The sequence below is a fragment of the Leisingera sp. genome (assembly GCF_982940295.1).
The window spans coordinates 1-23,017 of record NZ_CEYXRG010000001.1; the positions used below are offsets into that span (position 1 = coordinate 1).

General features: G+C 62.8%; 20 protein-coding genes and 1 tRNA gene. 10 read left to right on the forward strand and 11 right to left on the reverse strand.

The window, feature by feature from the left end:
* Positions 1–62 precede the first annotated feature (62 nt).
* Positions 63–1,091 (forward strand): patatin-like phospholipase family protein, encoded by a 1,029-nt coding sequence (locus AC4HIX_RS00005; RefSeq protein ID WP_490397368.1) that lies wholly within the window; start codon positions 63–65, stop codon positions 1,089–1,091.
* On the opposite strand, the gene AC4HIX_RS00010 is transcribed toward AC4HIX_RS00005, so the two are convergent.
* From AC4HIX_RS00010 to AC4HIX_RS00025, 4 genes are all read right to left on the reverse strand, one after another.
* Positions 1,088–1,804, reverse strand: coding sequence for a DUF502 domain-containing protein (locus AC4HIX_RS00010; RefSeq protein ID WP_475052243.1), 717 nt, complete (start codon positions 1,802–1,804; stop codon positions 1,088–1,090). The genes AC4HIX_RS00005 and AC4HIX_RS00010 overlap by 4 nt on opposite strands.
* Before the next feature lie 80 nt (positions 1,805–1,884).
* Positions 1,885–2,799: a pseudouridine-5'-phosphate glycosidase gene (locus AC4HIX_RS00015; RefSeq protein WP_490397369.1), complete on the reverse strand. Its 915-nt coding sequence runs from the start codon at positions 2,797–2,799 to the stop codon at positions 1,885–1,887.
* Positions 2,796–3,704, reverse strand: coding sequence for a PfkB family carbohydrate kinase (locus tag AC4HIX_RS00020; RefSeq protein WP_475052239.1), 909 nt, complete (start codon positions 3,702–3,704; stop codon positions 2,796–2,798). The genes AC4HIX_RS00015 and AC4HIX_RS00020 overlap by 4 nt, the downstream gene beginning before the upstream one ends.
* A gap of 41 nt (positions 3,705–3,745) precedes the next feature.
* Positions 3,746–4,603 carry a DUF4198 domain-containing protein gene (locus AC4HIX_RS00025; RefSeq protein ID WP_490397370.1) on the reverse strand — a complete coding sequence of 286 codons (858 nt, stop codon included), beginning with the start codon at positions 4,601–4,603 and terminating at the stop codon, positions 3,746–3,748.
* Here AC4HIX_RS00025 and AC4HIX_RS00030 point away from each other — a divergent pair.
* Positions 4,554–5,705: a HupE/UreJ family protein gene (locus tag AC4HIX_RS00030; RefSeq protein WP_490397371.1), complete on the forward strand. Its 1,152-nt coding sequence runs from the start codon at positions 4,554–4,556 to the stop codon at positions 5,703–5,705. The two genes, AC4HIX_RS00025 and AC4HIX_RS00030, sit on opposite strands and share 50 nt — an antisense overlap.
* 14 nt (positions 5,706–5,719) lie before the next feature.
* Here AC4HIX_RS00030 and AC4HIX_RS00035 read toward each other — a convergent pair whose 3' ends face one another.
* On the reverse strand, positions 5,720–6,352 hold the full coding sequence (locus AC4HIX_RS00035) for a thiamine phosphate synthase (RefSeq protein ID WP_490397372.1): 633 nt from the start codon (positions 6,350–6,352) through the stop codon (positions 5,720–5,722).
* A 181-nt stretch (positions 6,353–6,533) separates the two neighbouring features.
* Between AC4HIX_RS00035 and AC4HIX_RS00040 the strand changes: the two genes are divergently transcribed.
* From AC4HIX_RS00040 to AC4HIX_RS00050, 3 genes are read left to right on the forward strand one after another with little or no spacing between them, the layout of a single operon-like run.
* Positions 6,534–7,286: an RNA methyltransferase gene (locus AC4HIX_RS00040; RefSeq protein WP_490397373.1), complete on the forward strand. Its 753-nt coding sequence runs from the start codon at positions 6,534–6,536 to the stop codon at positions 7,284–7,286.
* Positions 7,287–7,346: 60 nt separating this feature from the next.
* Entirely contained in the window at positions 7,347–8,492 is a 1,146-nt protein-coding gene (gene ctaA, locus AC4HIX_RS00045; protein ID WP_490397374.1) for a heme A synthase, read from the forward strand.
* Positions 8,493–8,495: 3 nt separating this feature from the next.
* Entirely contained in the window at positions 8,496–9,965 is a 1,470-nt protein-coding gene (locus tag AC4HIX_RS00050; RefSeq protein ID WP_490397375.1) for a carboxypeptidase M32, read from the forward strand.
* Between the two features lie 192 nt (positions 9,966–10,157).
* Here the strand turns inward: AC4HIX_RS00050 and AC4HIX_RS00055 are convergent, their stop codons facing one another.
* Together AC4HIX_RS00055 and gyrA are read right to left on the reverse strand one after the other, a co-directional pair.
* Entirely contained in the window at positions 10,158–10,508 is a 351-nt protein-coding gene (locus tag AC4HIX_RS00055; protein WP_475052229.1) for a DUF6614 family protein, read from the reverse strand.
* A gap of 127 nt (positions 10,509–10,635) precedes the next feature.
* Complete coding sequence (gyrA, locus tag AC4HIX_RS00060) at positions 10,636–13,344, reverse strand: DNA gyrase subunit A (RefSeq protein ID WP_475053142.1); 2,709 nt, start codon at positions 13,342–13,344, stop codon at positions 10,636–10,638.
* Positions 13,345–13,568: 224 nt separating this feature from the next.
* On the opposite strand from gyrA, the gene AC4HIX_RS00065 reads away from it, so the two are divergent.
* Complete coding sequence (locus AC4HIX_RS00065; RefSeq protein WP_475052227.1) at positions 13,569–13,838, forward strand: usg protein; 270 nt, start codon at positions 13,569–13,571, stop codon at positions 13,836–13,838.
* Between the two features lie 180 nt (positions 13,839–14,018).
* Positions 14,019–15,146, forward strand: coding sequence for a hypothetical protein (locus AC4HIX_RS00070; protein WP_490397376.1), 1,128 nt, complete (start codon positions 14,019–14,021; stop codon positions 15,144–15,146).
* A gap of 7 nt (positions 15,147–15,153) precedes the next feature.
* On the opposite strand, the gene AC4HIX_RS00075 is transcribed toward AC4HIX_RS00070, so the two are convergent.
* Positions 15,154–16,107 carry a radical SAM protein gene (locus AC4HIX_RS00075; protein ID WP_490397377.1) on the reverse strand — a complete coding sequence of 318 codons (954 nt, stop codon included), beginning with the start codon at positions 16,105–16,107 and terminating at the stop codon, positions 15,154–15,156.
* A 139-nt stretch (positions 16,108–16,246) separates the two neighbouring features.
* Here AC4HIX_RS00075 and zwf point away from each other — a divergent pair, with 139 nt between their 5' ends.
* From zwf to pgi, 3 genes are read left to right on the forward strand one after another with little or no spacing between them, the layout of a single operon-like run.
* The gene (gene zwf / locus AC4HIX_RS00080; protein WP_490397378.1) at positions 16,247–17,722 is read left to right on the forward strand and encodes a glucose-6-phosphate dehydrogenase; all 1,476 of its coding nucleotides are present in this window, start codon (positions 16,247–16,249) and stop codon (positions 17,720–17,722) included.
* Entirely contained in the window at positions 17,719–18,390 is a 672-nt protein-coding gene (pgl, locus tag AC4HIX_RS00085; protein ID WP_490397379.1) for a 6-phosphogluconolactonase, read from the forward strand. Before zwf ends, pgl begins: the two co-directional genes overlap by 4 nt.
* A gap of 18 nt (positions 18,391–18,408) precedes the next feature.
* Entirely contained in the window at positions 18,409–20,013 is a 1,605-nt protein-coding gene (gene pgi / locus AC4HIX_RS00090; RefSeq protein ID WP_490397380.1) for a glucose-6-phosphate isomerase, read from the forward strand.
* Between the two features lie 80 nt (positions 20,014–20,093).
* On the opposite strand, the gene AC4HIX_RS00095 is transcribed toward pgi, so the two are convergent.
* From AC4HIX_RS00095 to AC4HIX_RS00105, 3 genes are all read right to left on the reverse strand, one after another.
* Positions 20,094–20,576: a hypothetical protein gene (locus AC4HIX_RS00095; protein ID WP_490397381.1), complete on the reverse strand. Its 483-nt coding sequence runs from the start codon at positions 20,574–20,576 to the stop codon at positions 20,094–20,096.
* Between the two features lie 157 nt (positions 20,577–20,733).
* A tRNA-Gly gene (locus AC4HIX_RS00100) sits at positions 20,734–20,807 on the reverse strand.
* 75 nt (positions 20,808–20,882) lie between these two features.
* Positions 20,883–22,928: an ASKHA domain-containing protein gene (locus AC4HIX_RS00105; protein ID WP_490397382.1), complete on the reverse strand. Its 2,046-nt coding sequence runs from the start codon at positions 22,926–22,928 to the stop codon at positions 20,883–20,885.
* Between the last annotated feature and the right edge of the window lie 89 nt (positions 22,929–23,017).

Consider the following 23,017-nt stretch of genomic DNA (forward strand, 5'->3'; position numbering starts at 1 on the left):
TTGGCCTGGCGGCCAATTCACCCCCGGGATATTTTCAGCCAGATGAAGAGGCGGATCAGGGTATGACTGTTAAGATCAATCTGGCCCTGCAGGGCGGCGGCGCGCATGGGGCGTTCACCTGGGGGGTGCTGGACCGTCTGCTGGAGGATGAAGGAATAGAGGTGGCCGGAATTACCGGCACATCGGCCGGTGCGCTTAATGGGGCTGCCTTCAAGTCCGGCATGGTGCAGGGCGGGCGGCAGGGCGCCAAGGCGGCGCTGGACGGTCTGTGGCAGCGCATGGGGGCCGTGGGAGATATGAGGTTCACCCATTGGCTGACGCGGTTCGATGCGGTGGCCTGGGCCGGGGCCTTGGAAGCCGTTATGCCTTTCACGCCGATGGAGGCGGTGAGCCAGGTGATCTCCCCTTATCACTATGGCCCGTTTTACGAAAACCCGCTGCGAGAGGTGGTGGAGAAATTCCGGTTCGAGGACGTATGCGCAGGCGCCGGTCCGGAGCTGTTCGTTTGCGCGACCTGCGTTCGGACAGGCAAGATCCGTATCTTCGAAGGGCAGGAAATCAGCACGGATGCAATTCTTGCCTCCGCCTGCCTGCCGGACATGTTCCAGGCCGTGGAGATCGAAGACCCGGACACCGGCCGCATGGAGGCCTATTGGGACGGCGGCTATACCGGCAATCCGGCCTTGTTTCCGCTGTTCAAGGAACCGCTGCCGGGGGATGTGGTGATCGTGAACATCAACCCGCTGGAGCGTGAGGAAATCCCCAAGACGCCGCAGCAGATCCGCAACCGGGTGAATGAGATCAGCTTCAACTCATCGCTTCTGCGGGAACTGAGGGCGGTCCACTTTGTGCAGCGGCTGCTGGCGGATGGCACGCTTCAGCCGGGGCGGATGAAGCAAGTGCGCGTGCACATGATTGCGGACGACGCCCTGATGACGAAGCTGTCGGTCACTACCAAGCTGATCCCGGTGCCGCAGATCCTGGCAAGGCTCAAAAAGGCAGGCCGGGAGGCGGCAGAGGGTTTCCTGACTCAGCACCGGGAAAATCTCGGGGTTCGGTCTTCAGCCGATTTGCCCGCGATGTTCGGCTAGGCGTTTTCTTTTTCGAGAGCCTTGGTCTTTTTGCCGTTCTCCACCGGTTTCGACGGATCCTTGGGGTTCGGATAAACCAGGCCCGCCGAGATCACCAGCTTGGCGGAATCCTCCACCGACATGTCCAGCTCGATCACGTCTTCTTCGGGCACAAACAGCAGGAAGCCCGAAGTGGGGTTCGGCGTGGTCGGGAGGAAGACGCTCACCAGCCCGCCGCTGGTTTCCGCCCGCTTGGCGATCTCACCCTTTGCGGTGGTCGAGATGAAGCCGATCGCCCAGATGCCCTTACGCGGGTATTGCACCAGGCACGCCTTTTCAAAACTGCGCTCCGATTGGGCAAAGACGGTCTCGGAGATCTGCTTGATGCCGGAATAGACGGTGCGCACCACCGGCATCCGGTCCACCAGGCTTTCGGCAAAGCTGATCAGCGAGCGGCCCAGGATGCCCTTGGCGATCCAGCCGACGACAATTGTGAACAGCAGGAAGATGATCAGCCCGACGCCGCGCAGGTTGATGCCGATGTATTGCTCTGGCCGGAACGTGTGCGGAACCAGCGGCAGCACCACGCTGTCGATCCAGCCCATCACCGACCACAACAGCCAAATGGTGAGCCCCACCGGCGCGATCACGACGATGCCGGTAAAGAAGGAGGCGCGCAGGCTTGCGAACAGGCCCTTGCGGCGGTGAGGTTCTTCGTCGAATGGCGTGGTCATAGATAAGTTTTCCAGGAATTCCGGGTGGAACCTAGGCACTGTTTTGGGGCGGAGCAATGGTTTCCGCCCCAAAAATCAACTCACTGTGCGATATTGTTGAGTTCCTGTGCAATCTGTGCCGCCAGCCGGGCATTGTTTCGCACCAGCGCGATATTCGCGGTCAGCGAACGGCCCTCTGTCAGTTCGAAGATGCGGCTGAGCAGGAAAGGTGTCACGTCCTTGCCGGCGATGCCCTGGGCGTCGGCCTCGGACTGGGCCTGCGCGATGACGGGGGCCAGGTCTTCTGCCGAAATCTGGGCGTCGGCCGGGATCGGGTTGGCAACCAGCTGGCCGCCGGGCAGGCCCATCGCCTGCCGGGTCGCGTGGGCGCGGGCGATCTGCGCCGGGTCATCCATGCGCAGCGGCGCCTTCAGCTCCGATTGGGCCGACCAGAAGGCTGGGAAGCTGTCCTGCCCGTAGGCAATGACCGGAACGCCCTGGGTTTCCAGCACTTCCAGGGTTTTGGGCAGGTCGAGGATCGCCTTGGCGCCTGCGGCCACAACGGTAACCGGGGTCTGTGCCAGCTCCATCAGGTCGGCGGAAATGTCGAAAGTGGTTTCAGCGCCTTTGTGAACGCCGCCGATGCCACCCGTGGCAAAGACGGAGATGCCAGCCAGCCGCGCCGCGATCATGGTGGCTGCCACAGTGGTCGCACCTGTGCCGCCGGTGGCGATGCACGCGGGCATGTCGGCGCGGGAAATCTTGGCGACGCCTTTCGCCTGGCCCAGCGCTTGCAGCTGATCGGGCTCCAGACCCACGTGCAGCACGCCCGCGATCACCGCCATGGTGGCGGGGACGGCGCCGGCATCGCGGATGTCCTGCTCCACCTGCGCCGCGACCTCGACGTTCTGCGGATAGGGCATGCCGTGGGTGATGATGGTGCTTTCCAGCGCAACAATGGCACGGCCTTCGGACTTGGCAGCCTGGACCTCGGACGAATACTGAATGTCGATCACAGCGGGGGTTCTCCTGAAACGTAGGTTGCCGCAGCCTTTAGGGCTGACGCCAATGCGGTTTTGCGGTCTTCGCCCCGTGCCTCGGCAACGATATGGGCGGCCATGAAGGTATCGCCGGCGCCGGTGACCCGGGCGACTGTCACGCGGGGCGGGTGCAGGGTGATGGTGCCCTCGGCGTCGGCCACGGTGGCAGAGGAGCCGCCATCGGTGACCAGAACCCGCGCGGCGCCGCGGTCCAGCATCGCCTTGGCTGCGGTTTCGCTGTCGGTGAACTCCGCCTGGCACAGGATGCCTGACTCTTCAAGGTTCACATAGAGCGTGCCGCGGGTGCGGGTCAGGAACGGGCGCAGCCGTTCCGCTTTGCCCGGTGAGGCAGGCGCGACGCGCAGGTCGGCCTTGGCAAAGGCAGGGCTCGCGACAATGTCATCGAGCAGCGACAGCGTCAGGTTTCCGTCCAGCGCCACCTGGCCCTCATAAGGCGCGGCCTCTGTGCCCAGTGAACCGTCGGACAGCGGCCGCAGGATCTTGTCTCCGGCGGCTTCCAGCGAATGGGCGTCGGCAATGGCGGCGATCAGCCCGTTGGCGCCCTCCACCGCCATGTAGCGGTCGGTGGGCAGGTCCTCGGAGCGGTAGATGTGGTCGGTGATCAGCCCGAAATGGCCGCAGGCATGGATCAGCTCGTCGCCTTCGGGGTCGCGGCCCACGGCGGTCAGCAGCGCGGGCTGGACGCCGAACCGCGACAGCGTCATGGCAATGTTCATGGCAACCCCGCCGGGCAGGCGGGTAATGCGGCCGGGCATATCCGAGCCGCGCTGCATTTCCGTGGTGCAGCGGCCGATGATGTCCCAAAGGACCGACCCGATGCACAGAATGGCGGGGGGCTGTGTGGCAGAGGCTTGTGTCATATTGACCTATTGCCGCCTTTGGCAGGCCTCTGCAAGCGGCTTCACCGGGGCGGCACCGCAAAGGTCAGGGCGGCCCAAAGGCTTTCCCATACGTAATCTTTCCCGCCGGGCGCCGGGCGAAGGACAACAGCGTCCAGCAGGTATTGATGCCCCGGCATCACAGCGACAGCGGTTTCGCCCTGCGCATCGGTCCGCTGGGTGCTGATGGAAACGCTGCCATCCGGGGCCTTGGCAAATACCTCGACCTGGGCTTGCGGCCGCGGCTCTCCCTGATAGAGCACCCGGACAGGCAGCCCGTTGGACAGATCATCGGTATAGGGATTGGCCAGGGCAACGATTTCTGTCTCCAGCCCGGTGGCCGCATCTGATCCTCTGCCTGTCCGGACCGCTACCAGAGATTTTGCGTAGCGGGTGTATTGCTCGCTGAAGCCCGCCTCCGCCAGCCCGCGCTCCAGATGCTGCGTGCGGATATCGCCAAACGCTTTGTGGTCGATGAAGGCCTGAAACTCTTCCCAGGTGTCATATGTCAGGGTTTGCGGCTGCGTCTGATGGATGAGCACGGCGAGGCCGTCTTGCGGCATGTCCTGTGTAAAGGCCGGCATATCCCCCATCCGGCCATGGTAGGGATGGGTGTCTGTGCCCTGCATCACCTCGAACCGGGCGATCCGGTGATCAAGATAGGGTTGCTCAGCGCCCTTGAACTCCTGACCGTTGAGCAGCCGCGCCACCAAAGGTTCGCCGGATTCCACTTGATATTTCTCCGGCTCAATCCAAAACTCGTGGGATAATACCGGTGCGGCCCCATAGGCTAGTCCGGCACAGATAATTGAGCAGAACAGGCGGTATTGCATGGAAATGTCCTTGGCTGTCGGTCGCGGCTTAAAGAGGCCGCGGATCATATTTGCGCTGCTGTTCTGCTGGGTTGCAATAGCCGCCGCAAGTGTCCGCGCCCATGAGGTCACTCCGGCGATAGCCGATTTCCGGGTGGAGGACGGCCGGATTTCCTTGGAGCTTAGGCTGAACGTCGAGGCATTTGTTGCCGGGATAAATCTGGACGGGCTTGAGGATACCAACCAGACGGCACAGGCCGCCGATTATGACGAGTTACGCGCGCTGGGCGCGGAGGAGCTGGAACCAATGGTGCAGCTCTTTGCCGAGGAATGGCTTGAGACCTTTTCCGTTCAAGCGCCAGACCGGATCGGCCTCAGCCTGTCCCGGATCACCATTCCGGAGGTCGGTGACGCCAGCCTGCCGCGCGCTTCTTTTCTTGTGTTTCATGGTGAGGTCCCATCCGGGGCCCGCAGCCTGCGCATTGCCTGGCCCGCGGGTTCGGGCGGAGTGGTGCTGCGGCAGAACGGGGTAGCGGAGCCCTATACCGGATATCTGCAGGGGGGAGAGACCTCGCCGCCGATCCCGCTGAGCGGAGGTGCGGCCAAGACGCCGGTCGAGGCTTTCATGGAATATATCCCCGTCGGCTTTACTCACATCCTGCCCAAGGGGCTGGATCATATCCTGTTTGTGCTGGGCCTGTTCTTCCTCAGCCCGCGGGTGAAACCGCTGCTGCTGCAAGTGAGCGTGTTCACCGTCGCCCATACTATCACCCTGGCGCTGGGCGCGCTGGGCATGGTTTCCGTCAGCGCCGCTATCGTCGAGCCGCTGATTGCCCTGTCAATTGTCTTTGTCGCGGTCGAGAACATCTTTGCCCGCAAGCTGCACAGCTGGCGCACATTCGTGATCTTCGGCTTCGGGCTTTTGCACGGGTTGGGCTTTGCCTCCGTGCTGGGGGCATTCGGACTGCCGCAAAACCAGTTTCTGCCTGCGCTGATCGGCTTCAACGTGGGGGTGGAGCTGGGCCAGCTGGCAGTAATCGCCGCAGCCTACCTGGGCGTGCGCCTGTGGTTCGGGCGGCACCCGAAATACCGCGGCCGGGTGGCGATCCCGGCCTCAGTCACCATCGCGATGATTGGCGGTTACTGGTTCGTGGAGCGGGTGTTTCTGTAGCGGCTGCCTAAAGGTCAGCCCATGGCCCGCATTAGAACTTTGAGCGCTGCAAGCGGGTCCTCCGCGTGCCAGATCTCATCACCGATGCCAAAGAAATCTGTATTGGGTGCGATACCGCGCACCAGTTCCTCGGTCAGCCCGCCTTCGGCAACGACCGGAACTTCAATCATCTTCGACCACCATTCGAACAGATCGGCCTCTGCCCGCGCTCCGTCGCCCAGGCCGGAGGTTCCTACGGGGCCAAAGCTCACGTAATCCGCGCCCGCCTCGCCGGCCACCATGCCGTCGTGCTGCGACGCGCCGCAGAAGCAGCCGACGATTGCATCCGGCCCCAGTGCCTTGCGCGCCGTGCGCACGGACTTGGAGGCGTCCGTCAGATGCACGCCGTCCAGGCCCAGCCGTTCCGCCAGGATCTGATGGTCCGAGATCACCAGAGCCACATCGCGCTCCATGGTGACTTCGCGCAGCGCGTCGCCCGCGCGGCTCAGCGTGTCCTGATCGCGGCTGGCCAGATCCAGGCGCACGCAGGCCACGTCGACCTCATCCAGGACCCGCGCCAGCAGACCGGGGAATTTGCCCAGCTCGAAACTCGGCGGGGAGATCAGGTAGATCTGCGGCTGCTCCGGTGCGTTAGCAGGGCTTCCCATGATGGTGCTCCATTGTTCAGGCGATTGGACGGTGTTTACCGTATTTGCTGCGGGACGCAAGGATTTGCGCTCTGGTACGGGCCAGGAAAAACGGCCTGCGCGGGTGCCGGACCTTGCCCCCGGCGCGCACGGGGATTACAGCACTACCGATTTAACGCGCAACAGACGGATGCCTGCAGCCATGCCGACCGACACCCCTCAGCCCGCCTTTGTCCTTGTCCGCCCGCAGATGGGCGAGAATATCGGTGCCGCCGCGCGGGCGATGTGGAATTTCGGGCTCGACCGGATGCGCATCGTGGCGCCGCGCGACGGCTGGCCGAACCCCAAGGCGGTGGCAATGTCCTCCGGCGCGGGCCGCCTGCTGGACGAGGCGCAGCTGTGTGCGGACGTGCCGGAGGCGCTGGGCGACTGCACCTATGTGTTCGCCACCACCGCCCGCCAGCGCGGCCTGACCAAGCCGATCTACAGCCCGGAACGCGCCATGCAGATTGCGGCAGACAAGATCGCAGCGGGCGAGAAGGTCGCGGTGATGTTCGGCCCTGAGCGTGCCGGTCTGGAGAACGAGGATATCGCCAAGGCCAACGCCATTATCTCTGTGCCGGTGAACCCGCTTTACGCCTCGCTGAACCTGGGCCAATGCGTGCTGCTCACTGGCTATGAATGGATGCGCCAGTCTGGCGATGTGGTGCATGAGACCACCGATCTGGGCCGCAAGGGCGACTGGGCGACCGGCGTTGAGGTCGAGAAGCTGGTGGAGCACTACGAGGAGCGGCTGGACGACGCGGGCTTCTTCTATCCGCCGGAAAAGGCCGAGGGCATGAAGACCAACCTGCGCAACCTGTGGTCCCGGATGCGGATGACCCGCTCCGACGTGCAGATGCTGCACGGGATCATGCGGCAGATGGTCCGCTGGAAAGAGCGGGGCGGCGAATAAGCCGCTCTGGACCAATTCCGAAACCGCCCCTAGCTTGGCAGCACAGACAAAGAGGCAAGCATGAGCAAGCGCAGCATTTTCGAAGAGGTCGAGGGCGAGAAGAAAGACGCGCCCGCGGCGCAGCCGGGGCTGATCGACCGCGGCCGTGGCGGCGCCCGCAAGGCGATCCGCGCCTGGCTGATGGTTCTGTTTGGCCTGGTGGTTGCGATGATCGTGGTGGGCGGGCTGACGCGCCTGACTGACAGCGGTCTGTCGATCACCGAATGGCGCCCCGTGACCGGGGCCATCCCGCCGATGTCCGAGGCGGAATGGCAGTCGGAGTTCGACAAATACAAGGAAATCGATCAGTGGCGCATCCAGAACCAATGGATGGAACTGTCTGATTTCAAAGAGATCTATTGGTGGGAATGGGGCCACCGCCAGCTGGGCCGGTTCATTGGCGTGGTTTGGGCTGTTGGCTTCCTCGGCTTCCTGGCCGCGCGCAAGATCCCGGCGGGCTGGACTGGCCGGCTGTTGCTGCCCGGTATCCTTGGCGGCGTGCAGGGTGCTATCGGCTGGTGGATGGTTGCCTCTGGCGTCACCCAGGGCGAGGGGATGACCGCCGTTGCCTCCTACCGGCTGGCGGTGCATCTGGGGCTCGCGTTCGTAATCCTCGGCTTCATCGCCTGGTACGTGCTGATGCTCGGCCGCGAGGAGCGCGAGCTGATGCAGGCGCGCCGCGCCAAGGAGGCAAAGCTGTTCAGCCTCTCCACCGGCCTGATGCATTTCGCCTTCCTGCAGATCCTGCTTGGCGCGCTGGTTGCGGGCATCGACGCGGGCCGGTCCTATACCGACTGGCCGCTGATGGGCGGGCAGGTGATCCCGCCGAACCCCTTCATGATTGAGCCGGTCTGGAAGAACTTCTTTGAAAACCCCGGGCTGGTTCAGTTCATCCACCGGGTGGCGGGCTATCTGTTGTTTGCCTTTGCCGTGGTGGCCTGGCTGCGCGGGCGCGGCTCTGCCCATGCGCGCACCCGTTTTGCCTTCAACGCTGTTTTTGCGGCGCTGTCGGTGCAGGTGCTGCTGGGGATCATTACCGTGGTTTATGCCGCGCCGCTGCACGCCGCGATCACCCATCAGCTGGTGGCAATCGGCGTCTGGGTGCTGATCCTGCGCGCCCGGTTCCTGTCTGCCTATCCCATTGCAACCTCAATCAAGGATCACTGACGCATGAGCGCATTTGACGAACTGATGGCCTTCCAGCGCGAAACCCAGGCGCTGGGGCAGATCGCGGGCCGTCTGGGCTGGGATCAGGAAACCATGATGCCGCGCGGAGCGGCGCCGCAGCGGGGCGAGGAAATGGCCGCGATCGAAGCGGTGCTGCATGCCCGCCGGTCCGACCCGCGGGTGGCGGAGTGGCTGGAGCAGGCCGAAGCGCCGGATGAGGCCGGTGCCGCCCAGCTGCGCGAGATCCGCCGCAGCTATGAACGCACCGTCAAGGTGCCCGCCGATCTGGCCAAGAAGATCGCCCAGGTCACGTCGGAGGCGCAGGGCAAATGGGCCGCGGCGCGGGCGGATGAGGATGTCGCGGCCTTTTTGCCGGTACTGGAGGAAGTTGTCGCCCTGAAGCGCGAGGAGGGCCAGGCGCTGGCAGCGGGCGGCGACGTCTATGACGCCATGGTCGAGGATTACGAGCACGGCATGACCGGCGCCGGGATCGCGGAGATCTTTGACGCCATGCGCCCGCGGCTGGTGGAGCTGCGCGCCAAGGTTCTGGACAAGCCCGCGCCAAGGGGCCTGCAAGGCACCTTCGACGAAGCCGCGCAGATGAAGCTCACCCGAAAGATTGCCAAGGTGTTCGGCTATGACATGGGGCACGGACGGGTCGACAAGGCGGTGCATCCGTTCAGCTCCGGCTCCGGCCTGGATGTTCGGATCACCACCCGGACCAGCGAGACAGATCCGTTCAACTGCTTCTACTCGACCATCCACGAGGTCGGCCACGGCGCCTATGAGCAGAACATCAACCGTGATTACCTGCTGACCCCGCTGGGCAGCGGTGTGTCGATGGGGGTGCATGAAAGCCAAAGCCGGATCTATGAAAACCAGATCGGCCGCAGCCGCGCCTTTACCGGCTGGCTGTTCGAGGAGATGAAAGCCGCCTTTGGCGATTTCGGGATTGCCGATGCGGACGCCTTTTATGCCGCCGTCAACGCAGTGCATAAAGGCTATATCCGGACAGAAGCGGATGAGCTGCAATACAACCTCCATATCATGCTGAGGTTTGGCCTGGAGCGCGCGCTTATGAGCGGCGATCTGGCGGTGACGGATCTGGAAGCGGCCTGGAACGACCGGTTCGAGGCGGATTTCGGGTATGCGGTGGACAAGCCGTCCAACGGCTGCCTGCAGGATGTGCATTGGTCGGTCGGGCTGTTCGGTTATTTCCCGACCTACAGCCTGGGCAATGTCTATGCCGGCTGCCTGTACCAGGCGCTGCGGCGGGATCTGCCCGGTCTCGATGCACAGCTGGCTGAGGGTGATACCTCAGGCGCTACGGCCTGGCTGAAGCAAAACCTGCAGCAGCATGGCGGTTTGCGCAGCCCGCGTGAGACCATTATCCATGCGGCTGGCATGGAGCCCGGACAAGAGCCGCTTTTGGTCTATCTGGAAGAGAAATTCGGTCTGCTTTACGATCTGTGAGTCTCTTCCGCGCACGGCGGGATTGAGGTGACGGGGCGGCGGGAATTCAGCTGCCCCGGAAATGCCGTATTCATCCGGTATTCTCTAGCGCACGTGGGGACGTGTGGAAGAGAGTAAAATGATGCATACAGCCGTAGCCTACTTGATCTTTGCCAGCTTCGTGCTGGCACCAACCCTGATCTGAGGCCGTTCTCAGATCAACGCCATCCGTTCGGCCCGCTCCGGATCGGGGAAGGGCCGGTAGAGGCCGATTTCCGCCCTGGCGATCAGGGCGGTGACATTTGAATACAGCTTTTCCACTTCCTCGTCATGTTCACCCAGAACGCGGAAGGCTTGGTCGAGCTGGGTCATGTCACGAAATTCGATTTCGAGAAGAAAGTCCCGGCAATTGTCGCTGGCCAAATTCAGCTTGCGCCGCAGCAGACGCCAGCCCAGCACCACACCGCGTTCCTGCAGATAGCTTATCCATTGCTCAACCGCGCTGGCAAAGCTCAGGGCCTTGGCTTCGTGATGCAGGTCGATGGAGCAGTGATACAAGTTCATGGGGCATCCCCTTGCTGAGAAAACGGAACTTGACCGCAAGAATGCCCGAAACCCGTTAGGGGGCCGTTAACAAAGCGAACGCCGCCCCGGCAACGGGACGGCGTTCAGCGTTTCCAATGGGATGGGCTTATTCTTCGCCGCCGTCCTCTTCCTCTCCGTTTTCGGCGATCCAGGCGACGGATACCACTTCCTCACCCTTGCCGGTGTTGAACACCCGCACGCCGCCGGCCGAGCGCGAGCGGAAGGAGATGCCATCGACGGGCACCCGGATCGACTGACCCTTGGAGGTGGCCAGCATGATCTGGTCGTCCATCTCAACCGGGAAGGAAGCCACGATCTCACCGCCGCGCATCGCCTTGTCCATCGCGGTGACACCCATGCCGCCGCGGCCGCGCACCGGGTAATCGTGCGAGGACGACAGCTTGCCCGAGCCGCCCGCGGTAATCGTCAGGATCAGGTTCTCCGCTGCCGACATCTCTGCATAGAGCTCGGTGGAGAAGTTCGGATCCTCGGGTGCATCCTCATCCGAAGCGTCAGCGTCGTCGGTCAGGCCGGCCATTGCCCGGCGCATCTTGAGGTAGGCCGTTCGCTGCTCCGGTGTGTACTTGGAGTGGCGGATGACGGACATCGAGACAACGCTGTCCTCGCCGGTCAGCTTGATGCCGCGGACACCGGTGGATTCGCGCGAGTTGAACACCCGCACGTCGGTGGAGCGGAAGCGGATGGCGCGGCCGGAATTGGTGAACAGCATCACATCGTCGTCTTCCGAGCAGATGCGCACGTTCACCAGTTTGACGGAGCCGTCTTCCGGCAGCTTCATCGCGATCTTGCCGTTGCGGCGGACGTTTGTGAAATCCGACAGCCGGTTGCGGCGCACGTCGCCGCCGGAGGTCGCAAAGACCACCTGCAGGTTTTCCCATTCCTCATCCGGCACATCGACCGGCATGATGGCGGCGATGGACACGCCTGTGGGGATCGGCAGGATGTTCACAATCGCTTTGCCCTTGGAGGTGCGGCCGCCTTGCGGCAGGCGCCAGGTCTTGAGCTTGTAGACCATGCCGTCTGTGGTGAAGAACAACAGCTGGGTATGGGTGTTTGCCACAAAGAGGGTGGTGATCACATCCTCTTCCTTGGTCTGCATGCCCGACACGCCTTTGCCGCCGCGCTTCTGGGCGCGGAAATCGGCCAGCGGGGTGCGCTTGATGTAGCCGCCGGAGGTCACGGTCACCACCATGTCCTCGCGCTCGATCAGGTCCTCGTCCTCCATGTCGCCGGACCAGTCGACGATCTCGGTGCGGCGCGGCACGGCGAAGTTGTCGCGCACTTCGCGCAGCTCATCGCCGATGATGCCCATGATGCGCTCCCGCGAGGACAGAATCTCAAGGTATTCCTTGATCTTGGCCGCCAGTTCTTCCAGCTCGTCGGTAACCTCTTTCACGCCGATCTGGGTCAGGCGCTGCAGGCGCAGTTCCAGGATGGCGCGGGCCTGGGTTTCGGACAGGTTATAGGTCCCGTCGTCGTTCATCTTGTGGGTCGGGTCGTCGATCAGGCGGATGTAGTCCGCGATGTCGGCGGCCGGCCAGCGCCGGGTCATCAGCTTTTCACGCGCTTCAGCCGCATCTGCCGAAGAGCGGATCGTTGCCACGATTTCATCAACGTTGGAGACCGCAACAGCCAAACCGCACAGGATGTGGCTGCGCTCACGCGCTTTGCGCAACAGGTGCGCGGTGCGGCGGGCGACAACGTCCTCCCGGAAATCAATGAAGGAAGTCAGGAACTTGCGCAGCGTCAGCTGCTCCGGCCGGCCGCCGTTCAGCGCCAGCATGTTGCAGCCGAAGGAGGTCTGCATCGGGGTGAAGCGGAACAGCTGGTTCAGCACCACCTCGGGCGTTGCGTCCCGCTTCAGCTCGACCACCACACGCACGCCATTGCGGTCGGATTCGTCCTGCACATGCGCCACGCCCTCGATCCGCTTTTCGCGGACCTGCTCGGCAATCTTCTCGATCATCGCGGCCTTGTTCACCTGATAGGGGATCTCGTCCACGACAATGGCGTAGCGGTCCTTGCGGATCTCCTCGACGCGGGTTTTCGAGCGGATGATCACGCTGCCGCGGCCCTCAAGATAGGCCTTGCGGGCACCGGAGCGGCCCAGCATCACACCGCCGGTCGGGAAGTCGGGGCCGGGGATATACTCGATCAGCTGCTCGCTGGTCAGATCCGGGTCGTCGATCAGCGCAAGCGTTGCGTCGACCACTTCGCCCAGGTTGTGCGGCGGAATGTTGGTGGCCATGCCGACCGCGATGCCGCCGGCGCCGTTGACCAGCATGTTCGGGAAGCGGGCCGGGAGCACGGTCGGCTCGCGGTCCTTGCCATCGTAGTTGTCCTGGAAATCGACGGTTTCTTTTTCGATATCCGCCAGGATTGCCGCGGCGGGCTTGTCCATGCGGACCTCGGTGTAACGCATGGCCGCCGGGTTGTCGCCGTCCATCGAGCCGAAGTTGCCCTGGCCGTCCAGAAGCGGCAGCGACATCGAGAAGTCCTGCGCCATCCGCACCAGCGCGTCATAGATCGCGCTGTCGCCGTGCGGGTGGTATTTACCCATCACGTCGCCGACAGGGCGCGCCGACTTGCGGTAGGCCTTGTCGTGGGTGTTGCCGGATTCGTGCATCGCATAGAGAATGCGGCGGTGCACCGGTTTCAGGCCGTCCCGCAGGTCGGGAATTGCACGGCTGACGATGACCGACATCGCATAGTCGAGATACGAGTTGCGCATCTCGGCTTCGATGGAAACGGTCGGCCCGTCATAGGCCGGGCGTTCCGGCAGGTTTTCGTCCATGTTTTCAGGAGTTTCCGGCGTATCGCTCACGTTGGCTGCCCGCTCTTTCTTCTGGCTCTATATATTGTGTTCGCACCCTATCAGAGACCGTATATGGGGCGCAAGCACACAGCCCGGAATTGCCGGATTCCAGCCGTTCACGCGGTGGTAACGCACTGTTTTTGAGGAAATTAACCAATTGCACCCTAGCATCAACAGGAGGGGGTAAGAATTGGAGGCTAGAGATGGAGACCAGCGAAACCGAGCTGATGCTGAAAGGATACGGGCTGACCACGGCGGAATTCACCTACCGGATGCCCGATTACATCCATGTTCTGAATACGTTTGTCTGGCAGGAATACGATCTTGCGCCGGATCACCCGCGGCTGTTTGAGTTCATCGAATTCTGGCACCGGGAGATCGAGGGGCCCTTGCACTCGGTGCGCTTTACCCACCGCAAGATGATCGGGCCGGGACAATGGCGCAATGTCGTTGGCGAGTTCCCGATCCACTAGGCCGGTCCTGTCCTGAAGGAGGCTGGCGGCTTTGGGGCGCAGGGAAGTTCCTTTGATATTGCGGGAACCAAACGGCGGCCTTACTCCTATGCGTGTTAAGTTCTCTGGTGCAGTGCGGCGGATTCGGGCGGCACCAGACAATTGCGGGCAGTCAATAATCGGAAAGCACGGCAGGAATTAATGCGTAAATACATTCTGGGAACCAGGTTCGACAACGACCTGGAAGCCACCCAAACAATTCGCGAGAGCTTGTACGGCCGGGACGGCGACGACACGTTTTCGATTTACCATCACGACGTGAACGGCGTGCTGTACCCCGACTTGTCAGACCGGTTCTTCGGCGGGGGCGGAGCCGACACGCTCGGTACGCTCAATTTCGATTTCATGAACGGCAGCACGCTGAGCGACTACAGTCAGCTCAGCTTCAACGGCGGCGCCGGCTACGACACCGTGTCCTCGGAGATCGACACGCAGATCACCGGCGGGTTTACTCTGGACCTCTCCAACATCGAGACAAGCGTCCGGTCCGTTGAGCATTGGGATTACGGCATAGACCTGGGGACCAGCACGGGCGATGGAGATTTCGTTATCCGGTCCGGCCGCCAGGACGACACTCTGGACATCCGGCAGTGGGCGGCTGCGGGGGATGCAACCGTCAAGATCAAGACCCTGGCCGGCAATGATCATGTCGAGTATTCAACTGAGCACGATGTCAGCGACCTGCGCGTGAACACTGGCGCAGGCAGTGACTACTTCGAATTCAACGGGTTCTGGAATGTAACCGCAGGCCTCAGTGTCTCCACTGGCAAGGGTAAGGATACTGTGGTGATTAATGGAACCACCATTGCTTATCCTGACGGTTTGACCGCGAATATCCGAACCGGTTCCGGCGCCGACACGATCGTTCTGGAAGGGATGCACTCAGAACGTCTGAAAGCGGGCGGGGGCAACGACGATATCTATATTCTGACCGGCAGCTTTAAAAACGCTGCCGACACGATCTCTACCGGGTCGGGCAAGGATGAGCTGTTCATCGAGCTGGACGCTTATTCCACGGTCGCGGTTCTGGATGACTTCTCAGCCCAGAATGATGTGTTTGTTTTTGACGCTGACGAAGCCGCCGGAACGATCTCCCGCAACACTGACGTGACCTTCGACAGGTCGGAGTGGGAGGACGCCAGCGAAGACCGCCTGTACATGAGCAACGCCCAGAACAAGCTGTACTATGGCGATAACGTGCTGGTGGAATTCACCACCGACGTGACGTTGAGCGCCGCCAATTTCACCACCGGAGACTGGGAGTACTAACGGCCAGTCAGGCGGAGCAGCTGGCCCCCCCAAGGACGCAGAACTTGGCGCAGTGGGGGTGGTTCAACTGCACTGCCTGTTCGGCCTCGGCCAAGGTTGCCCCCAGTTCGAACTCCGGCGCGTAGGGCAGCAGGGTGCAGGCGAGAACGGCGGGTGTCTCTGCGCCTTTGCGTTTGACCACCATCCGTGATGACGCGCACATGACATCTTGCGGGCTTTTGTTGAGAATGCCCCAGCACGCGGTTGTGATTTCGGGAACTTCCACACGTTCATCCATTTCCGGAAACAGCACTGTCTGGCCTGGATCCTGCGCGTCGATTGCAAAGCCATGCGAGGCAAACAGCGCGGCATAACCGGTGCGGGCTTCGGATTCGCTCTCCCCCCAGACCGTGCGGCCGGCCACGGCCATCCGGAAACCATTGTCGCGCAGCCATTCCATGCCTTCGATGGTCCTGGCAAAGCTGCCTGCGCCGCGCTCCTCGTCGTGCAGCGCCGCACTGTGGTGATCGACGGATATCCGCAGGGTCAGCTTGTCTCCAAACCGTTCGCGCAAGTCCAGAAGCCCGGCCTTCACCGGTTTGCGCATCATCGGGCGCATGGCGTTGGTGAGGATCAGAACCTCGAACCCTCGCTCCAGCGCGGCGCGGGTCATTGCGATCATCCCGGGGTTCATGAAAGGCTCGCCGCCAGTGAAGCCGATTTCGCGGATTGGCCAGCCGCGTGCTGCGATCTGATCCAGATAGCTCTGCACCTCAGCCTCGGTCAGATAGACCAGCGCATCGTTGGTAGGGGAGCTCAGGATATAGCAGTTGCTGCATTCGATATTGCACAGAGTACCGGTGTTGAACCAAAGGGTCTGCGGGTCGCTGAGCGGAACAGAGGCGCGTTCCTGACCGTCTGCCGTCACGTAAGCGTCTTGAAACTTGCCTAGGTTCGCGACGGGTTTTTGCAGGTCTTTCATGCAGATGTCCTCTGAGGCGTTTCTTTCGCCGGAAGCTACCTTATACTAGGCAGGAAATGAAAGCAGCCGGGCAGGCACATGACAGGGATGTGAGCGGCGGTGTGCCGCGCTTGCACCGGCTTAGACAGGAAGAACAATAATGGTTTCGCGTGTGATACCGGTCGACCCGTTTGACCTGGTTATTTTCGGCGGCACGGGCGATCTGGCGCAGCGCAAGATCCTGCCCGCGCTGTTCCGCCGCCATTGCGCCGGCCAGCTGCCGGGCGGTGAGCGGATCATCGGCGCCGCGCGCACGGCCATGAGCAGCGCGGACTACCGTACTGTTGTTGCGGAATCGATCCGCGAGCACGCAGGCCCCAAGGCTTGTGGCGGAGGCGCGCTTGAGGCGTTCCTGGAGCGGGTCAGCTACGTTTCGCTGGATGCCTTGGGCGAGTCGGGCTGGCAGCAGCTTGGGCAAGAGCTGGAAGGGGCAGCGGATCAGCGGATCAGCATGTTCTATTTCTCTGTCGGCCCGGCGCTGTTCGGACCGCTGGCGGAGCGCCTGCACCGATACGGTCTTGCCACGCCGCAGACCCGGATCGTGGTGGAAAAACCCTTTGGCCGCGATCTGGCCTCTGCAAGGGAGTTGAACCGGACGCTCGCCAGTCATTTTGACGAAAGCCAGATCTACCGGATTGACCATTACCTGGGCAAGGAAACGGTGCAGAACCTGATGGCGGTCCGCTTTGGCAACATGCTGTTCGAGCCGCTTTGGAACAGCCAGTATGTCGATCACATCCAGATCACCGTGGCCGAAACCGTTGGCGTCGAGGGGCGCGAGGAATACTATGAGCGCGCTGGTGCCATGCGCGACATGATGCAGAACCACCTGATGCAGCTTCTGTGCCTGATCGCGATGGAGCCGCCCGCGAAATTCGATCCGGACGCGGTGCGCGACGAGAAGCTGAAGGTGATACGCGCGCTGGACCCGGTGGAGCCGCATCACATCGTGCGCGGCCAGTATCAGGCGCGGCTGGACCCGGAGGCGCCGCATCCGTCCTACCGCGGTCTGGTCGGCAACCCGCGCAGCACGACTGAGAGCTATGTGGCGCTGAAGGCGCATATCAGCAACTGGCGGTGGGCGGGCACGCCGTTCTACCTTCGCACCGGCAAGCGGCTGGTGAACCGCTCTTCGGTCATCAACGTGATGTTCAAGGACGCGCCGCATTCGATCTTCGGGGCCGAGGCGGGCCGCCATGCCAATCACCTGAAGATCCGCTTGCAGCCGAATGAGGGGATCACGCTCAGCGTGACCATCAAGGAGCCGGGGCAGGGCGGCATGCGGCTTATCGACGTGCCCTTGGACATGAGCTTTGCCGAGGCGCTGGGGCCGGAGGGCGGCGATCCGCCGGATGCCTACGAGCGGCTGATTATGGATGTTGTGCGCGGCAACCAGACGTTGTTTATGAGGGGGGACGAAGTGGAGGCGGCCTGGGCCTGGACAGATCCGGTGATTGCGGGCTGGAAGTCCCGGGGCGATGTGCCTAAACCTTATGAAAGCGGCAGTACCGGTCCCGGGGATGCCGATTTGCTGATGCGCCGCGATGGGCGTGAATGGAGGGGGATAAACCCATGAAATTCAACGAGTACCCTGACCAGGACATGCTGGCGATTGAAGTTGCGAACGAAATCGCCGGGGATCTGAAAACCCATCTTCTGCATCACGATACAGTATCCTTTGCGGTCGCTGGCGGGTCCACGCCGGGCCTCATCTTTGACGATCTGTGCGCTGCGGACATCGAATGGGACCGGGTGCATGTGATGGCGACAGACGAACGCTGGGTGCCCGTGGACAGCGCGCGGTCCAACGCTGCGATGATCCGGGCGCGGCTCCTGCAAAACCGGGCGTCTGCGGCGCAATTCCTGCCGTTCCATGTGCCGGAACGCGAGCCTGAGGATGTTCTGGCGGAACTCGAGAGCCGGGTGGTGCCGGAGCTGCCGCTGTCGGTTCTGCTGCTGGGCATGGGCGAGGACATGCACACTGCGTCTCTGTTCCCCGGCACTGCGGGTATTGAAGCGGCTTTGGAGCCGGATGCGCCTGCGCTCACGGTCATGCGTCCGGACAGCCAGCCGGAGCCCCGGGTTAGTCTGACCGCACGGGTGCTGGACGGTGCGATTGCAAAACATTTGGTGATATTCGGCGATGCCAAACGGCGGGCGCTCGAACAAGCGATGTCCTTGCCGCCGGAAGATGCGCCGGTCCAGGCCGTATTGTCCGAGGCCTCCGTCCATTGGGCACCTTGATTTTCAGGAAAACTAAGTATGTTTGAAGGTTTGAAGACGCTGCATGCAGAGAAATGCGGCGGAGATATAACTGAACTTTTTGAGGAGGACCCGCAGCGCGCCAGCAGTTTCAGCGTGCGGTTCGAAACGCTGTTGTTCGATTATTCCAAAACCCGGATCACTGCGGAGGTGCGGGAAGGCCTGACTGCCCTTTGCGAGGATCGGGACGTGGCCGGGCGGCGTGCGGCCATGTTCGACGGCGGGCAGATCAACGAAACGGAACAGCGCGCGGTGCTGCATACTGCTTTGCGCGACCCGGACGGGCCGGAATTGCTGGTCGATGGAGAGGACGTGCGGGCGCCTTTGCGGCAAACACTGGAGCGGATGGAGGATCTGGCGCGCCGGGTGCGCTCGGGTGCTCTGGCCGGGCCGGGCGGCACCTTCACCGATGTGGTTAATATCGGCATTGGCGGCTCCGATCTGGGGCCGGTGATGGCGACGCTGGCGCTGGCGCCGTACCATGACGGCCCGCGCTGCCATTTCGTGTCCAACGTGGACGGCGCGCACATCAATGACATCCTGCAGCGGCTTGATCCAAAAACAACTTTGGTGATCGTTGCCTCCAAGACATTTACCACCGTCGAAACCATGACCAATGCCGCCACGGCCCGGCGCTGGGTAGAGGCCGGCGGCGGCACTCCGGCGCGCCAGTTTCTCGCGCTGTCGACGTCCGAGGAGGAAACAGCAGCTTTTGGCATCCCGCCTGAGCATGTGTTCGGTTTCGAGGATTGGGTCGGCGGCCGCTACTCGGTCTGGGGGCCGATCGGGCTGAGCCTGATGCTGGCCGTCGGGCCGGAGCATTTCCGGGCTTTCCTGGCAGGCGGCAAGTCGATGGACGATCACTTCCGCGCGGCCCCCTGGGAGCAAAACATGCCGGTGATGCTGGCGCTGACCGGGATCTGGCACAATCAGGTTTGCGGCTATCCGACCCGCGCCGTGCTGCCCTATGATCAGCGCCTGCGGCGCCTGCCGGCGTACCTGCAGCAACTGGAGATGGAATCCAACGGAAAATCCGTGGCCATGGACGGCACGCCGTTGCCCTACAACTCCGGCCCGGTTGTCTGGGGGGAGCCCGGAACCAACGGCCAGCACGCTTTTTACCAGCTGCTGCATCAGGGAACCACGGTTGTGCCTGCTGAGTTTCTTGTCGCAGCCAAGGGGCATGAGCCGGAGCTCGACCAGCACCACCAGTTGCTGGTGGTGAATTGTCTGGCGCAGTCCGAGGCGCTGATGCGCGGGCGCAGCCTGGAAGAGGCCTGCGCGCTGATGAAGGCCGCCGGCTATGAGGGCGCAGAACTGGACCGGCAGGCGCGCCACCGGGTGTTCCCGGGCAACCGGCCCTCCACGACGCTGGTCTACCCGCAGCTGACGCCTCATGTGCTGGGCCAGATCATCGCGCTTTATGAGCACCGGGTGTTTGTCGAAGGCGTGATCCTCGGCATCAACTCCTTTGACCAATGGGGTGTTGAACTGGGCAAGGAGCTGGCCAATTCCCTGCTTCCGCTATTGCGTGGCGAGGGGTCTGCTGACGGGACGGACGGATCAACCCGGGCGCTCCTCACGTTCGTTCAAGAGGCGCAATAGTTCAGCGGACGGACCGCCACTGGGGCGCCGGGCCGGAGCTCTGCCCGAGGGTCTCAGCCAGGTCCGGACCGCGCGCCGCCTTAGGGCATGGTCACGCTGCTGGTGATGGTGTTCACGAATTTGCCGGTCTCGGGGTCGGTCAGGGACGAAAACGTGCCGCCGCCCTGCGCATCAGCCCACGGGCCGCTGCCTCCGCCCAGGGTCCAGCTACCGGTCAGCGCGCCGGAGTCGTCCATGCCTTCGGCGTCCCAGTGCAGCACGACCTTTTCGCCGGCACTGTCGGTAAAGGCGCAGATGCCGCCGCCCTCAACCTGGCCAGAGGCGACCTCAACCGCCCCGAAACAGGGGCCCGCGGCGCCATTCATCGGATGCTCAGCCTCATCCATTTCAACATTTTCATAGGAACTGCTGATCTGCATCACCATGTGGCCTTCGGCAATCTGGTTTACGGAACTGGTGGAGATTCCGGTTCCTTTGCCCGTTTGGTCCCAGGTCGTGCCGGCCAGTGCGGCTCCTGCGCTGAACGCGCAAAGCAGTGCTGCGGTCAAACAATGACGTGTCATACTGATACCCTCTCAACCAAGCCGCCCGCACCTTGCAGGCAGATGGTCCGAGTTTAGCACACTTCGGCCTGTGCCGCGCGGCAGGCTTGCTGCCGGCGGATACGCACCGGGCGTGCCCGGCTGCATGGCGGTAACATTTTGAAGTGTCGTCGGAAACTGGAGCGGGTAGCGGGAATCGAACCCGCGCGTTCAGCTTGGGAAGCTGACAGGCTACCATTACATCATACCCGCCTGTGAACAGCAGGATTATGCTGCAGCGCCAAGGAGGTCAAGGGCGCTGCAGCGGTATTTTCTGCCTTCTGGTCTTCAGCCGCGGCGGCGGCGCCGGCGGCCTCCGGACCCTTCGCTGTCGCCGCCGCCGGTGTTGAAGTTCACCTGCGGCAGGGTTACCACGGTTTCCAGGATCGGAAAGGGTTCGGCCGAGTTCGGGATCGCCGAGGCGTTCACGAAGTGCTCCTGGAAGCGGGGCTCCACGGCGGTTTCGATCTTTTCGATGTTGCGAACGGTTTCCTCGATCTCGCCGCGCGCTTCGGTGTTCAGCAGCGCGATGCGGGCGCCGGTGCCTGCGGCGTTGCCAGCCGAGGTGACCTTGTCCAGCTGGCAATCAGGGATCATCCCCAGCACCATCGCGTGTTTGGCCGAGATATGCGCGCCGAAGGCACCGGCGAGCACCACGCGGTCCACCTTGTCGACACCGAACTTATCCATCAGCAAACGCGCGCCGGAATACAGCGCCGCCTTGGCCATTTGAATGGCGCGGATGTCCGGGTTGGTGACGGTGATGGTCGGGCCGCCCTCGGCAGAGCCGTCCCACAGCATATAGGCGTTGGTTCGGCCGTCCTGGATGCAACGGGCCGACCCGGTCTGCTCAGCCGAGCCGATCAGGCCGGAAGCGTCCAGCACCCCGGCCAGGCGCATTTCGGCGATGGCCTCGATAATGCCGGAACCGCAGATGCCGGTGATGCCGGTGGTGGCAATGGATTCGGCAAATCCCGGCTCGTCGGACCAGATCTCGGAGCCGATGACGCGGAAACGGGGCTCCTTGGTCTTGGGGTTGATCTCGACCCGTTCGATGGCGCCGGGGGCGGCACGCTGGCCGCTGGAGATTTGCGCGCCCTCGAACGCGGGGCCGGTGGGGGAGGAGCAGGCGAGGACCTTTTCCTTATTGCCAAGCAGGATCTCGGCATTGGTGCCCACGTCGACGACCAGAACCAGATCCTCGGATTTGTCCGGGGCTTCCGACAGCGCCACCGCGGCGGCATCGGCGCCGACATGGCCGGCAATACAGGGCAGCAGATAGACGCGGGCAGCCGGGTGGATGTTCAAATCCAGCTCAACCGCGCGCAGTGCCAGCGAATTGGAGGTTGCCAGCGCAAACGGTGCCTGGCCCAGCTCGAATGGGTCGATGCCCAGGAAAAGGTGGTGCATCACCGGGTTGCAGACAAAGACCGCATCCACGATCAGCGCTTTGTCGATCTCCGCTTCAGCCGCGATCTGGGTGAACAGCGCGTTCATGCCTTCGCGCACCGCGCGGGTCATTTCCTGGTCGCCGCCCTTGTTCATCATCGAATAGGAGACGCGGCTCATCAGGTCTTCGCCAAAGCGGATCTGCGGGTTCATGATGCCGGAGGAGGCGACCACTTCACCGGTTTTCAGATCGCAAAGATGCGCAGCGATGGTGGTGGAGCCTAGATCAACCGCCAGCCCGTAGACTGAGCCTTCGTAGAAGCCGGGCCAGATGTGCATGATCTTGGGCGGATGGTTGGCATCGCCCAGATGCACGGCGACGGTTACCTTCCAGTTGCCCTTGCGCAGGGCTGGCTGCAGAACGCTCAGGATATGCAGGTCGGTTTTGACACCTTTCAGGCCCCACTGGCTGTCCAGCGCCTCAATCAGGCGCTCCATATCGCCGGTAGGCTTATGCATGTCGGGCTCTTCCACCTCGACATAATAGAGCCGGGTAGATGGGTTCATGGTGATGTCGCGGGCTTCGGCGCGCTTGCGGACCACCTGGCGGTGGACCTGGCTTTCCGGCGGAACGTCGATCACGACGTCGCCCTGCACGGTGGCCTGGCAGCCCAGGCGGCGGCCGTCGATCAGGCCGCGCTTGTCCTTGTAGCGCTGCTCGACCTTGTTCCACTCGCTGAGCGCGCCTTCCTGAACAGTTACGCCGTGCTTGGGGAATTCTCCGTAGGAGGGCGTGATCTGGCACTTGGAACAGATCCCGCGGCCGCCGCAGACCGAGTCGAGATCGACCCCCAGCTGCCGGGCGGCGGTGAGGATCGGCGTGCCCGCGGGGAAACGCCCGCGCTTGCCGGAGGGGGTAAACACAACGAGGGGTTCGTCAGTCATGCCTGTGGCCTTCTCATTCCGCAATTTAGGCGGAGCATATGGGCTTTTGCGGCAAGCGAAAGGCAATGGGCGGCATTTTCCCGTCTGCC

Excerpts from the sequence above, each read along its gene's own strand:
- AC4HIX_RS00005 (WP_490397368.1), top strand. The coding sequence starts at position 63 with ATGACTGTTAAGATCAATCTGGCCCTGCAGGGCGGCGGCGCGCATGGG.
- AC4HIX_RS00010 (WP_475052243.1), bottom strand. The coding sequence starts at position 1,804 with ATGACCACGCCATTCGACGAAGAACCTCACCGCCGCAAGGGCCTGTTC.
- AC4HIX_RS00020 (WP_475052239.1), bottom strand. The coding sequence starts at position 3,704 with ATGACACAAGCCTCTGCCACACAGCCCCCCGCCATTCTGTGCATCGGG.
- AC4HIX_RS00030 (WP_490397371.1), top strand. The coding sequence starts at position 4,554 with ATGGAAATGTCCTTGGCTGTCGGTCGCGGCTTAAAGAGGCCGCGGATC.
- AC4HIX_RS00025 (WP_490397370.1), bottom strand. The coding sequence starts at position 4,603 with ATGATCCGCGGCCTCTTTAAGCCGCGACCGACAGCCAAGGACATTTCC.
- AC4HIX_RS00035 (WP_490397372.1), bottom strand. The coding sequence starts at position 6,352 with ATGGGAAGCCCTGCTAACGCACCGGAGCAGCCGCAGATCTACCTGATC.
- AC4HIX_RS00040 (WP_490397373.1), top strand. The coding sequence starts at position 6,534 with ATGCCGACCGACACCCCTCAGCCCGCCTTTGTCCTTGTCCGCCCGCAG.
- ctaA (WP_490397374.1), top strand. The coding sequence starts at position 7,347 with ATGAGCAAGCGCAGCATTTTCGAAGAGGTCGAGGGCGAGAAGAAAGAC.
- AC4HIX_RS00050 (WP_490397375.1), top strand. The coding sequence starts at position 8,496 with ATGAGCGCATTTGACGAACTGATGGCCTTCCAGCGCGAAACCCAGGCG.
- AC4HIX_RS00055 (WP_475052229.1), bottom strand. The coding sequence starts at position 10,508 with ATGAACTTGTATCACTGCTCCATCGACCTGCATCACGAAGCCAAGGCC.
- gyrA (WP_475053142.1), bottom strand. The coding sequence starts at position 13,344 with ATGGACGAAAACCTGCCGGAACGCCCGGCCTATGACGGGCCGACCGTT.
- AC4HIX_RS00065 (WP_475052227.1), top strand. The coding sequence starts at position 13,569 with ATGGAGACCAGCGAAACCGAGCTGATGCTGAAAGGATACGGGCTGACC.
- AC4HIX_RS00070 (WP_490397376.1), top strand. The coding sequence starts at position 14,019 with ATGCGTAAATACATTCTGGGAACCAGGTTCGACAACGACCTGGAAGCC.
- AC4HIX_RS00075 (WP_490397377.1), bottom strand. The coding sequence starts at position 16,107 with ATGAAAGACCTGCAAAAACCCGTCGCGAACCTAGGCAAGTTTCAAGAC.
- zwf (WP_490397378.1), top strand. The coding sequence starts at position 16,247 with ATGGTTTCGCGTGTGATACCGGTCGACCCGTTTGACCTGGTTATTTTC.
- pgl (WP_490397379.1), top strand. The coding sequence starts at position 17,719 with ATGAAATTCAACGAGTACCCTGACCAGGACATGCTGGCGATTGAAGTT.
- pgi (WP_490397380.1), top strand. The coding sequence starts at position 18,409 with ATGTTTGAAGGTTTGAAGACGCTGCATGCAGAGAAATGCGGCGGAGAT.
- AC4HIX_RS00095 (WP_490397381.1), bottom strand. The coding sequence starts at position 20,576 with ATGACACGTCATTGTTTGACCGCAGCACTGCTTTGCGCGTTCAGCGCA.
- AC4HIX_RS00105 (WP_490397382.1), bottom strand. The coding sequence starts at position 22,928 with ATGACTGACGAACCCCTCGTTGTGTTTACCCCCTCCGGCAAGCGCGGG.